Origin of the sequence: Pseudomonas sp. GM17 (assembly GCF_000282175.2) — a bacterium.
Taxonomy (GTDB): Bacteria; Pseudomonadota; Gammaproteobacteria; order Pseudomonadales; family Pseudomonadaceae; genus Aquipseudomonas; species Aquipseudomonas chlororaphis.
Genome location: NZ_CP124732.1, coordinates 1,412,333 through 1,424,603, shown reverse-complemented (window position 1 = coordinate 1,424,603; position 12,271 = coordinate 1,412,333). Strand labels below are relative to the sequence as shown.

At 62.5% G+C, this 12,271-nt stretch carries 13 protein-coding genes; 7 read left to right on the top strand and 6 right to left on the bottom strand.

The genetic code is table 11. The features are described from left to right. The first annotated feature begins 111 nt into the window (after positions 1 to 111). The 7 genes from PMI20_RS06350 (at position 112) to PMI20_RS06320 (ending at position 5,360) form a co-directional block, all read left to right on the top strand. Positions 112 to 450, top strand: coding sequence for a hypothetical protein (locus PMI20_RS06350; RefSeq protein ID WP_007925241.1), 339 nt, complete (start codon positions 112 to 114; stop codon positions 448 to 450). A 239-nt stretch (positions 451 to 689) separates the two neighbouring features. Beyond that, complete coding sequence (locus tag PMI20_RS06345; protein ID WP_007925240.1) at positions 690 to 1,322, top strand: TetR family transcriptional regulator; 633 nt, start codon at positions 690 to 692, stop codon at positions 1,320 to 1,322. Between the two features lie 268 nt (positions 1,323 to 1,590). Continuing rightward, the gene (ureE, locus tag PMI20_RS06340; protein ID WP_007925239.1) at positions 1,591 to 2,091 is read left to right on the top strand and encodes an urease accessory protein UreE; all 501 of its coding nucleotides are present in this window, start codon (positions 1,591 to 1,593) and stop codon (positions 2,089 to 2,091) included. Then, on the top strand, positions 2,088 to 2,762 hold the full coding sequence (locus tag PMI20_RS06335) for an urease accessory protein UreF (RefSeq protein WP_007925237.1): 675 nt from the start codon (positions 2,088 to 2,090) through the stop codon (positions 2,760 to 2,762). The genes ureE and PMI20_RS06335 overlap by 4 nt, the downstream gene beginning before the upstream one ends. 52 nt (positions 2,763 to 2,814) lie before the next feature. Then, entirely contained in the window at positions 2,815 to 3,429 is a 615-nt protein-coding gene (gene ureG, locus PMI20_RS06330) for an urease accessory protein UreG (protein WP_007925234.1), read from the top strand. 38 nt (positions 3,430 to 3,467) lie between these two features. Beyond that, positions 3,468 to 4,040, top strand: a complete 573-nt coding sequence (locus PMI20_RS06325; protein ID WP_007925225.1) for a HupE/UreJ family protein — start codon at positions 3,468 to 3,470, stop codon at positions 4,038 to 4,040. A 186-nt stretch (positions 4,041 to 4,226) separates the two neighbouring features. Further along, entirely contained in the window at positions 4,227 to 5,360 is a 1,134-nt protein-coding gene (locus tag PMI20_RS06320) for an AGE family epimerase/isomerase (RefSeq protein ID WP_007925224.1), read from the top strand. A gap of 105 nt (positions 5,361 to 5,465) precedes the next feature. On the opposite strand, the gene PMI20_RS06315 is transcribed toward PMI20_RS06320, so the two are convergent. From PMI20_RS06315 to PMI20_RS06290, 6 genes are all read right to left on the bottom strand, one after another. Continuing rightward, on the bottom strand, positions 5,466 to 6,371 hold the full coding sequence (locus PMI20_RS06315) for a cation diffusion facilitator family transporter (RefSeq protein ID WP_007925223.1): 906 nt from the start codon (positions 6,369 to 6,371) through the stop codon (positions 5,466 to 5,468). A 246-nt stretch (positions 6,372 to 6,617) separates the two neighbouring features. Beyond that, complete coding sequence (locus tag PMI20_RS06310) at positions 6,618 to 7,385, bottom strand: SDR family oxidoreductase (protein WP_007925222.1); 768 nt, start codon at positions 7,383 to 7,385, stop codon at positions 6,618 to 6,620. A gap of 1,006 nt (positions 7,386 to 8,391) precedes the next feature. Next, complete coding sequence (locus PMI20_RS06305; protein WP_007925221.1) at positions 8,392 to 9,111, bottom strand: ABC transporter ATP-binding protein; 720 nt, start codon at positions 9,109 to 9,111, stop codon at positions 8,392 to 8,394. Further along, the gene (locus tag PMI20_RS06300; RefSeq protein WP_007925220.1) at positions 9,108 to 9,983 is read right to left on the bottom strand and encodes an ATP-binding cassette domain-containing protein; all 876 of its coding nucleotides are present in this window, start codon (positions 9,981 to 9,983) and stop codon (positions 9,108 to 9,110) included. Before PMI20_RS06300 ends, PMI20_RS06305 begins: the two co-directional genes overlap by 4 nt. Next, on the bottom strand, positions 9,980 to 11,275 hold the full coding sequence (gene livM, locus PMI20_RS06295) for a high-affinity branched-chain amino acid ABC transporter permease LivM (protein ID WP_007925219.1): 1,296 nt from the start codon (positions 11,273 to 11,275) through the stop codon (positions 9,980 to 9,982). Before livM ends, PMI20_RS06300 begins: the two co-directional genes overlap by 4 nt. Positions 11,276 to 11,277: 2 nt before the next feature. Beyond that, the gene (locus PMI20_RS06290) at positions 11,278 to 12,192 is read right to left on the bottom strand and encodes an ABC transporter permease subunit (protein WP_007925218.1); all 915 of its coding nucleotides are present in this window, start codon (positions 12,190 to 12,192) and stop codon (positions 11,278 to 11,280) included. Between the last annotated feature and the right edge of the window lie 79 nt (positions 12,193 to 12,271).

The window sequence follows — 12,271 nt, the reverse complement described above, 5'->3', positions numbered from 1 at the left end:
CAATCAATTCTGTTGATTATTACCATTGTCTTTATGAACTTTTATATCGATTTTGCGCGCGTAACATTGGCTCCGTACCCACTTTATCGCCCTCCCAAGGAGCAACCCATCATGAAACGCCAATTACTGCTTAGCCTGACCCTCTCGATCCTGGCAGCCAACGCTTTCGCCCTGCCAGCCGCTGAACAGGCTACCCCACAAGTCAAAGCAAGCACCTCGGTATTCACCCAGACCCTGGCTTCCGACGGTAGCGACCGTACCCCACAAGGCCAGACCCTGGCGTCCGACGGCAGCGACCGCACCCCACAAGGCCAAACCCTGGCTTCCGATGGCGGCGACCGTACCCCACAAGGCCAGACCCTGGCTGAAGACGGCTTCGATCGCACTCCCCTGGGCCAGGCTGTAGCCGAAGGCGGCCGTGATCGCCTGGAAGAGAAAGGTCTGGTTTAAGACGGCAACGACCGTTTGGCCTAACGCAACCCAGCTGTGAGTCAAGCCTATGATGCCTCTACAGAAAAGCCCGGTCCCTGGATCGGGCTTTGTTTTTTCCTGAGCCGCGCCGTTTTTTTTCTGCGTCCACCGCTCCGATCCAGGTCTCGCCTTCAGCCTACCGCCCCCACCAGGTTCGACGCCGGCAAAGTTGATTTGCTAGAGTGCGCCGCTCTCTTGATCAGAAAACCAGCCCGCCGATGCTGCCCCGCGCCGAACAGAAACAACAGACTCGCAACGCTCTGATGGACGCTGCCCGCCACCTGATGGAATGCGGCCGCGGATTCGGCAGCCTGAGCCTGCGCGAAGTGGCGAAAACCGCCGGCATAGTGCCGACCGGTTTCTACCGGCATTTCGACGATATGGACCAACTCGGCCTGGTACTGGTCAGCGAAGTCGGCCAGACCTTCCGCGAAACCATCCGCCTGGTGCGCCATAACGAATTTGTCATGGGCGGCATCATCGATGCCTCGGTGCGGATCTTCCTCGATGTAGTGGCAGCCAACCGCTCGCAGTTCCTGTTCCTCGCCCGCGAGCAGTACGGCGGTTCGCTGCCGGTGCGCCAGGCGATCGCCAACCTGCGGGAAAACATCAGCGCCGACCTGGCGGCCGACCTGACCCTGATGCCCAAGCTGCAACACCTGAACATCGCCGACCTGACGGTGATGGCCGACCTGATCGTCAAAAGCGTGTTCGCCACCTTGCCGGACATCATCGATCCGCCTGCGCAAGCCCTGCCCGAGCACCTCACGCCCCAGGCGAAAATCACCCAGCAGCTGCGTTTCATCTTTATCGGCCTCAAGCATTGGCAAGGGCTGGGCAGCACCGAATAACCCCCGCCGCTGCGCTCAACCGCACAACCTCCTCCACCGCCTCATCTGCCCGCCATGGCTCGCGCCAGAGCGGCGCTTCGCCGCGCATCAAAAAACAGCACAACGCACCAAGTCAGTGCTATAAATCAGCGCACACCCTGAATTTGTAACAAAATAAAACAGAAGCCTGCCCCATTTTCAGGCGCTTTCCACCCGTTTCCAATCAGACCGGGCGATTGGCAAGGCACTTGCTCTACACCCTGCATCGCTCATAGCTGGAAGCCTTCCAATGCTGGTGATTCATCGCAGAATCGCGCCGCAACCCGACTGGTCTGCCGAGTTGCACCTGACCTTCGAAGCCCGCAGCAAAAGCCGCTTGCGCTGCTTTAGTGCCGACGGCGAAGACGTCGGGCTGTTTCTGGAGCGTGGCCAGCCGCCGCTGCACGACGGCGAATGCCTGCAAGCCGAGGATGGCCGGATCGTGCGGGTCTGCGCGCGTCCGGAAACCCTGTTGCATGTCACCTGCCGCAATGCCTTCGAACTGACCCGCGCCGCCTACCACCTGGGCAACCGCCACGTCGCCCTGCAAGTCGGCGATGGCTGGCTGCGCCTGCTCGACGACTATGTGCTCAAGGCCATGCTCGAACAGCTCGGCGCCAATACCAAAACCATCGAGGCGCCGTTCCAGCCGGAACACGGCGCCTACGGCGGCGGCCATCATCATTCCCGCCACGGCGACGAGGACTTCAACTACGCGCCGCGGTTGCACCAGTTCGGCGTCCGTCAATGAACCCAGCCTGGGCCCTGCTGCGCCTGGCCAGCCCACAGCTGCCGATTGGCGGCTACAGCTATTCCCAGGGCTTGGAAATGGCCGTGGAACAGGCCAGGGTCAACGACCCGCACAGCGCCCGACGCTGGATTGGCGACCAGTTGCTGCTCAACCTCGCACGCTTCGAAGCACCGCTGTTGCTGGCCCATTGTCAGGCGGCCACCGACGAGGACTGGGCGCAATTGCTGCAGCTGTGCCAGGAACATCGCGCCAGCCGCGAAACCCGCGAGCTGCATCAGGAAAGCCGGCAAATGGGCTATTCCCTGCAACAGCTGTTGAACGGCCTGCCGGAGCTGGATCCGCCGGCCCGCGACTTTCTCGCGCAGATCGCCGAGCCGCATCTGGCCCTGGGCTGGGCCCTGGCCGCGCGGGCCTGGCGGATCAGCCCGCAGGACGCCCTGGCCGCCTGGCTGTGGAGCTGGCTGGAAAACCAGCTGGCGGTGCTGATGAAAACCCTGCCCCTGGGCCAGCAGGCTGCTCAGCGCCTGACCAGCGAACTGTTGCCGCTGTTGCAAGAGGCCCAGCGCAATGCCTCGAACCTCGACCCCGAACATTACGGCAGCGCCGCCTTCGGCCTGTCCCTGGCGTGCATGGCCCATGAGCGCCAGTACAGCCGCCTGTTCCGTTCCTAGGTCCTTTTAGTCTGGCGCCTTTTACTGGGTGCCTTTTATTGTGGAGAGTCACATGAACGCACAACCTCTGCGCGTCGGCATCGGCGGCCCGGTGGGCTCCGGCAAGACCGCCCTGACCCTGGCCCTGTGCCTGGCCCTGCGCGAACGCTACAACCTGGCGGTGGTGACCAACGATATCTACACCCGCGAAGACGCCGATTTCCTGGTGCGCAATCAGGCCCTGGCGCCCGAACGCATCATCGGCGTGGAAACCGGCGGCTGCCCGCACACGGCGATTCGCGAAGACGCCTCGATCAACCTCGAGGCGGTGGATCAGCTGAACCGGCGTTTTCCCGGCCTCGACCTGATTCTGGTGGAGTCCGGCGGCGATAACCTGTCGGCGACCTTCAGCCCCGAGCTGTCCGACCTGACCATCTACGTGATCGACGTGTCGGCGGGCGACAAGCTGCCGCGCAAGGGTGGCCCGGGCATCTGCAAGTCCGACCTGCTGGTGATCAACAAGATCGACCTGGCGCCCCTGGTCGGCGCTTCGCTGGAGATGATGGACGGCGATACCCAGCGCATGCGCGGTGGCAAGCCGTTCGTCTTCAGTAATCAGAAGACCGGCCAGGGCCTGGAGGAAATCATCGCCTTTATCGAACGCCAGGGACTGCTGATCGCGGCCTGATCGCTCTTTTCAAAAAAGCTCAACAAGGAAGCCTGTCCATGACCCTCAAACGTATTCTCGGCACCCTCGCCCTGCTGCTGACTCCAGCTTTGGCCTTCGCCCACCCGGGCCACGGCGACAACGGCCTGATGGCCGGCATCAGCCACCCGATCGGTGGCCTCGACCACTTGCTGGCGATGGTTGCGGTCGGCCTGTGGGCCGCGCAGCAGCAAGGCGCGGCGCGCTGGGCACTGCCCTGCACCTTCGTCGGCACCATGCTGATCGGCGGCGTGCTGGGTTTTGCAGGGCTGAACCTGCCGGCCCTGGAAAGCGGGATCGCCGCCTCGGTCCTGGCCCTCGGCCTGGCCGTGGCCCTGGCGGTGCGGCCACCGTTGAGCCTGGCGGTGGCCGCCACCGCGCTGTTCGCCCTGTTCCACGGCGTGGCCCACGGCCTGGAACTGCCGGACATGTCCAGCCCCTGGACCTATGCCGCAGGCTTCGTCGCCGCCACTGCGGCACTGCACGCGGTCGGTTATGCCGTGGTCCGGCTCCTGCCACAGGCTGCTGCGCCGCTGGTGCGCCTGGCGGGCGCGGCGTCCGCCGCGACGGGCGTGTGGTTGCTGGCCGGCTGAGTCGCCCTATACCGGCGCTCCTGTAGGAGCGCCGGTCAAAACTCGATTGCTCGCGATGCGTTCTTGGCGACATACCCCGTCGCCTGGATCGCGAGCAAGCTTCGCTCCTACCCCGCACACCACGATCCCCGGGGCCTTCTCTGCTACCATGTCGCGCATTCCACCCTGCCGTGACGACGCCAGCCAATGCCCGATGTTTCCAGCCCCACTTCCCCGTCTGAATCGACCGCCCTGTTTACGGCCGTGCAACAGCATTTCCACAGCGTGATCGTGCCGCTCTGGCAGGGGCCGGGCTGGAATCCGGAACTGGCACTGCCCTTCGAGGCGCTGGACGCCGAACATGCCCCGCTGCCACCTCAGCGTTATCGGGCCATGGCCTGCGCCCGGCAGCTGTACCTGTTTTCCAGCCTGATCGGCGATGGTCGTACGCCGCTTGCCGAAGAGCGCGCCGCAGCGCTGTTCCGTTCCCTGCAACGGCACTTCCACGATGCCGAGCACGGTGGCTGGTTCTACAGCATCGATGCCCAGGGCGCGCCGCTGGACAGGCGCAAGGACCTCTACACCCACGCCTTCATCGTCTTTGCCTGCGCCCATTACTGGGCCAGGGTCCGCGAGCCGCTGGTAGAATCGGTGCTCAATGCCGCGCTGAAAGTGGTGGCCGAACGTTTTGCCAGCGGCGATGGCCTGTACGAAGCGGTCCTCGCCGAAGACTGGTCGCCCCTGGCCTCCGGCCCCTTGCAGAACCCGCTGATGCACCTGGCCGAAGCCTTCCTCGCCACCCTGGCCGTGCGTGACGACGCCGCCGTGCAAGGCGCACTGCTGGCCCTGTGCACGACCATGCAGCAGCGCTTCATCGAGCCACGGCATGGGCTGATGATGGAGAAACCGCTGGGGGCTGTGGATAACTGGTTCGAGCCGGGGCACCAGTTCGAATGGTTCTTCCTGCTGCAATCCTCGGCCTTGCTGCGCGGCTGCCCGCTGCACGCCTCGCTGGAGCGGGCCTTCGCCTATGCCGAGCAGGTTGGTGTGGATAACTCCAGCGGCGCGGTGAGTGGGATGCTGAGCATCGATGGCGATGTGCTCGACCCGACCCAACGCATCTGGGCCCAGGCCGAATACCTGCGCGCCCTGACCTTGCGCCAGGACCGCGCCGAACGCCTGCAGCACCAGTTGCGGGCGCTGCAACAACACTTCCTGCATGCCAAGGGCTGGAACGAATGCCTGGACGCCCATGGCGTACTCAGCCGTCGGGACATGCCGTCGACCACGCCTTATCACCTGGCGACCTGTTATCTCGGCCTGGCTGAATACTTCGGCTGATCTTTACATCGCTATCGCGAGCAAGCTTCGCTCCTACAGAAAAACGGGCATACCTGTGTAGGAGCGAAGCTTGCTCGCGATTGCGCGCCTGCGCTCAGAAAGGCCTCAGGCAATCCACTTGCGATCACCGGTAAAGCTGATGGTCAGCCAGCGCGCCGCATCCGCCTTGCCGAGCTGTGTGGATATCTCCTCGCGCAGCTTGTCCAGCGTCGCCACGCCCTGCAATGGATAGTCCTGCGGCAGCACGATGTGAATCTCGATGAACCGCGCCCGTCCGTGCTTCTGCACATACGAGACATAGTCGGCAAAGCCGTGCTCGACTTTCGCCTCGTCCATCACTTGGCGAACCTTGTCATCCAGTTGGTCCGGGACAATTCCCAGTACATCGCGTAACGCTGGCTTGAGAATATTGAAGGCCGGCGCGAGCATGCTCAGGGCCAGCAGGATCAGGATCGACGGGTCGACGTAAGCGGCCCACTGGCCATAACCCTGGGTCTTGAGCAGCAACGCGATGAGAAAGCTCACCAGCAAGCCGATCGAGAGCATCGCGTCCACCAGCCAGCTGACGTTGTCGAACTGGATCAACGAGGATTTCAACGTGCGATTGCGATAACGGACGTAGAAGAAATAGGCGAAACAGACGACGCTAAGCACCATCGCAAAAGGGATCACCAGGCCCAGTTCGATCTCGCGGCCACCGTTGATGATGCCGAACATACCGCTGAGAAAGGCGTAGATCGCAATCAGCAACAAAAAGCTGCCTTCGATCAGCAGCACCATCGGTTCCAGGTGCCAGAAGCCGAACTGAAAGCGCTGGTTGCTTTCCTTGGCGATCAGCTTGGCGGTGATCAGCATCAGGACCTTGATGACGGTCGCGATCAGCGAAAAAAAACCATCGAACAGAATCGATTGGGAACCGGAAAAAAAACCCGTGACGATAGCGGCGATCGCCACGGCGAACATCAGGACGGTCGATTGTTTGAGCAGTACCTGCTCACCTCGGTTACTCACATTTCCTCCTCGAGAACCTTTGACTTCGCGGCCTTGATGCAAGGCTGCGGTGGGTTGCGGAGCGGGAGTCTACCTTGTGCGGGCTGATTCAGGCCTGAACGGCTGTGTTGCCAAACGCATCGGCACATGAGGTGTGTAGCCGCTGCCGCAGGCTGCGATAAGGCCCGGAGGGCCTTCGGCGATCTTGAAGAGCACGCCCTCTTCGAGGTCGATCGCAGCCTTCGGCAGCGGCTACAGGGGGAGCACTCAGCCCTTGGCATTGCGCTCAATGGCGAAGCCGGCCCAGGTCTGGCTCACCGGCATCAGTTCCAGGCTGTTGATATTGACGTGGGCCGGGGTGTTGAGCACCCAGAAGATAGTGTCGGCGATGTCCTGCGGCTGGATCGGCTCGGCACCGGCGTAGGTGGCGTCGTAGCGCTCCTGGTCGCCTTTGAAACGCACCAGGGAGAACTCGCTTTCGCACAGGCCCGGCTCGATGTTGGTCACCCGCACACCGGTGCCTTGCAGGTCGCAACGCAGGTTCAGGGAGAACTGTTTGACGAACGCCTTGCTCGCGCCATACACGTGACTGCCCGGATACGGGTAGTTACCGGCGATGGAGCCGAGGTTGACGATGCCGGCGCCGCGGCCATGGGCGATCAGCCGTGGCAGCAGCAGGCGGGTGCTGTACATCAGGCCCTTGATGTTGGTGTCGACCATGGTGTCCCAGTCGTCCAGGTCGCACTTGGGCGCCGGGTCGACCCCCAGGGCCAGGCCGGCGTTGTTGATCAGCCCGCGCAGCTTGGCGAAGGACGGCGGCAGGTTGGCGATCGCTTCTTCCATGGCCTTGCGGTCCCGCACATCGAGCACCAGGCCGTGCACTTCGGTCTGCTTCGACAGCTCGGCGCACAGAGCGTCGAGACGCTCTTCGCGGCGCCCGGTCAGCACCAGCGACCAGCCGGCCTCGGCAAAACGACGGGCACAGGCTTCGCCAAAACCGGAGGTCGCGCCGGTAATAAACAGGGTGGAAGTCATGGTGTTCTCCTTGCTGGGCGTCGAACCGCCGTGGAAATGAAAAATCGTTTCGCAGCATGCCCGGCCTGAATCGCAGCGGCAACCGGAGGTTGTGCGAGCCCGGCTATCAGCCTCCCCTGTAGCCGCTGCCGAAGGCTGCGATCGGTCTGGGCGGCATTCCGTTCGAGGAGGGCGTGCTCTTCAAGATCGTTGAAAGGCCCTCCGGGCCTTATCGCAGCCTTCGGCAGCGGCTACAGAGACGCAACTGTACAAAAAACAACCAACCACCGCCAAGCCAGGCAGGTCGTGGCCCGCAGCCACATGCACGCACCTTATCCACAGGACGCTCCACAGTCTTTGGGGGCAAGTGCAAAAGTCCGCAAGCCGCTATCCACAGGGGCTGCAGGCGGTTTTAGAAAGTTTTTTGCTTGACCTGGGCATGGCGTCCATGCAGCCCCGACCGATACAGGCGACCGAACGGTCAGGCAAGGGATGGCTTCAAGCCAGTAACGACGCTGCCTCGACGAGTCTTTCCAGAGTTTAATCACAGACTTATCCACAGGCTTGCCCAGGGGGTTTCCGCCCTTTGCCTGCGACAATAAAAAGGTTGACAACGGCCGCTCAAGGTCCGGGAAAAACGCCTGATCAAAAAACGATCGCCAGCCTGCAGGCCACGCCATTCAAGGCGTCCAGCCAGCTACTCCCACGTTACCCACAGCCAGTTCCACAGCAAACGGGGACAAGTCAAAACCGTGGCAAAACAACTATTTGCAGCGTCTTTATGCCGCGCTTTGCCAGCTTGCGCAGAATGTTTTCCACAATTTGCGTTTTCTGCTGTGGACAAGGTCATCCAGCCTCTGTAGGAGCGAGCCTGCTCGCGAAGAACCCGAGAACGACGCGTACATCCAGACAGCCAGCGTCACCGTTGACGAGCATCGCGAGCAAGCTCGCTCCCACAAGATCAAGGGGATAAAAATGCCCCGGCGGCGTGAGCCGGCGGGGCAGGTCTTATCCACAGTACACAGGCTCAGTGCCCGCCCAGATACGCGTTACGCACCTCCTCGTTGACCAGCAGTTCCTGGCCGGTGCCGCTCAGGCGGATCTCGCCGTTGACCATCACATAGGCGCGGTCCGACAGCTTCAGCGCGTGGTTGGCGTTCTGCTCGACCAGGAAGATGGTCATGCCGGTGGAGGCCAGCTCGCGCAAGGTGGCGAAGATCTGCTTCACCACGATCGGCGCCAGCCCCAGGCTCGGTTCGTCCAGCAACAGCAGCTTGGGACGGCTCATCAGCGCGCGGGCGATGGCGAGCATCTGCTGCTCGCCGCCGGACATGGTCATGGCCCGCTGGGTCCGACGCTCCTTGAGCCGCGGGAACAGTTCGAACATGCGCTGCATGTCTTCGCTGGCGTACTTGTCGCCGATGGGGATGGTGCCCATCAGCAAGTTCTCTTCCACCGTCATGTCCGGAAACACCCGGCGCCCTTCCGGCGACTGGGCGATGCCGTTGGAGGCGATGTAGTGCGAGGACTTGTGGGTGATGTCCACACCGCGGTAGATGATCTGCCCGGACTCGGCCCGCGGCTGGCCGAAAATCGACATCAGCAGCGTGGACTTGCCGGCACCGTTGGAGCCGATCAGGCTCACGGTTTCACCTTCGTTGATGTGCAGCGAGACTTTCTTCAGGGCCTGGATCGGCCCGTAGTACACGTCCAGGTCCTTGAGTTCGAGGATAGGTGCAGTCGTCATACCAGTTCCTCTTCGTCCGCACCCAGGTAGGCGGCAATCACTTTCGGGTCGTTGCGGATCGCTTCGGGCCCGCCCTCGGCGATCACGTTGCCGTGGTCGAGCACCACGATATGGTCGGAAATACTCATCACCATGCCCATGTCATGTTCGATCAGCACCACGGTCAGGTCGTGCTCGTCGCGCAGCAGCCGGATCATCGCGCTGAGCGCTTCGGTTTCCTGGGGGTTGAGGCCGGCGGCCGGTTCGTCGAGGCAGATGATCTGCGGCCGGGTGCACATGGCGCGGGCGATTTCCAGGCGGCGTTGCTGGCCGTAGGACAACTCGCCGGCCAGGCGGTTGGCGCAGTCCACCAGGTCCACCACCTCCAGCCAGTAGAAGGCGTGGTCCAGGGCGTCGCTTTCAGCCTTCTGGTAACCCTTGGTGTTGAGGATGCCGGACAGCAGGTTGCGGTTGACCCACATGTGCTGGGCCACCAGCAGGTTCTCCAGCACCGACATTTCCCTGAACAGGCGAATGTTCTGGAAGGTCCGCGCCAGGCCCGCCCGGTTCACCAGGTGGGTACCGCCGAACATCTTGTAGAACAGTCGGCTGGCAAAGCGCTTGGGCGACACGAAGTCGGTCGCGCGAAACGGCTCGCCCAGCAGCTTGATGACGTTGGTCGGCTTGCCTCGGGTATTGAGGGCGATGTGCCCGCCCGTGGCCTTGTAGAAACCGGTCAGGCAGTTGAACACCGTGGTCTTGCCGGCGCCATTGGGGCCGATCAGGGCGAAGATGGAGTTGCGCTTGACCTCCAGGCTGACGTCGCTCAGGGCCTTGATGCCACCGAAGTGCATCATCAGGTTCTCTACCTTGAGAATGACTTCATCGCTCATGGCACGCTCCTCTCGACCAAGGCACCTTTACGCGGGGTCACCCCGGTACGGCTGATACGAATCAGGCCTCGCGGCCGCCAGATCATCATTAACACCATGAGAATGCCGAACAGCAGCACCCGGTACTCGGAGAAGCTGCGCAGCAGCTCCGGCGCCACGGTGAGCACGAACGCCGCGATCACCACGCCCACGGTCGACCCCATGCCGCCCAGGACCACGATGGCCAGGATCAGCGCCGACTCGAAGAAGGTGAAGGACGAGGGGTTCACGAAGCCCTGGTAGCTGGCGAAGAACACCCCGGCCAGGCCGGCGGTGGAAGCGCCGATGGTAAAGGCCGAGAGCTTCACCAACACGTGGTTCAGGCCCATGGCGCGGCAGGCGATCTCGTCTTCGCGCAAGGCTTCCCAGGCCCGGCCGACCGGCATGCGGGTCAGGCGGTGCTTGATGTAGAGCACCAGCAGCACCACGATGAACAGCACGATGTAGATGAACAGGAACTTCAGGTTGGGGTTGTATTCCAGGCCGAAGAACTCATGGAACGGCACCCCGCCATCCTTCGCCCGCCGAGTGAATTCCAGGCCGAAAATGCTCGGCGACGGAACCGGCATGCCGTTCGGACCGCCAGTGAAGGACAGCCAGTTGTTGAGGATCAGGCGGATGATCTCGCCGAAGCCCAGGGTCACGATGGCCAGGTAGTCACCGTGCATGCGCAACACCGGGAAGCCGAGTATGCACCCCGCCAGCGCCGCGGCGAGGGCCGCCAGGGGCAGCACGGTCCAGAAGCCCAGGCCCAGGTACTGGTAACCCAGCGCCAGGCCGTAGGCACCGATGGCGTAGAACGCCACGTACCCCAGGTCGAGCAGCCCGGCCAGGCCGACCACGATGTTCAGCCCAAGACCGAGCAGCACGTAGATCAGGCCGAGGATGACCACGGTCAGCAGGTACTTGTTGGCAAAGAACGGGAAGACGATGGCGATCACGATCAGCGCCGGGATGATCCAGCGCAGCCGCGACTTGTAGTCCGGCGCCCGCACATGCACGCCGGAGCCGGTGCTCTCGAAACCCTGGAGGATCTTCAGCCCCTTGGGCGTCTGCAGGAACAGGCTCAAGGCGAAACGGCCGATCATCACGATCGCCACCAGCCAGCCGACGCGGGCCGGTTGCAGGTTGAAGCTGTAGCCCTCGAGTACCACGCCCACGATAGGACCGAACACGATCAGCGAGATCAGCCCGGCCAGTACGGCGTCGATGAGGCTCTTTTTGATATCAATCGGTTTATTGGCAGCAGACATACTTATACCTTCGCCACGAGTGGGCGACCCAGCAGGCCTTGGGGACGGAAGATCAGAATCAGCACCAGCAGCGAGAAACTGAACACGTCTTTGTAGTCGGAGTTGATCAGACCGGAGAACAGCGACTCGGAGATCCCGAGGATGATCCCGCCGAGCATCGCGCCCGGCAGCGAGCCGATGCCGCCGAGTACCGCCGCGGTGAACGCCTTGATGCCGATGATGAAGCCAGCATAGAAGTCGAACGTGCCGTAGTTCATGGTGATCAGTACGCCCGCCAGCGCCGCCATGGCGGCGCCGATGATGAACACGTAGGAAATCACCCGGTCGGTGTTGATCCCGAGGATCGAGGCCATCTTGCGGTCTTGCTGGGTGGCGCGGCACATGCGGCCGAGCTTGGTGTACTTGATGATGTAGGTGAGCACGGCCATGCCGGCGAATGCCGCCACCAGGATGAAGATCTTGGTGTAGGTGAGCTGGACGAAACCGGTGCCAATGTCGACCTTCCAGGCGCCGGCCAGCAGCGTCGGTACACCTTGTTGCTTGGCGCCCTGGCTGATCTGCGCGTAGTTCTGCAGGATCAGCGAGATACCGATGGCGCTGATCAGCGGCGCCAGGCGGGTGGAGTTACGCAGGGGTTTGTAGGCGACGCGCTCGATGACCCAGCCGTAGATCCCCGTCACGACGACGGTGAAGACCAGGGTACCGAGAATGAGTAGCGGGAAGGATTCGATGCCGAAATAGGCCAGCAGAGCCAGACTGATTGCCGCGAGGTAAGCGGAAATCATGTAAACCTCGCCGTGGGCGAAGTTGATCATGCCGATGATGCCATAGACCATTGTGTAGCCGATGGCGATCAGACCATAGACGGACCCGAGGGTCAGTCCATTGATCAGTTGCTGCAGGAAAATACCATCCATAACGCAATCTCACGCATTTGAGAGACTGCACACAGCGGATACGACGGCCTGGGGTTCAACCACCCGCGCAACACGACAG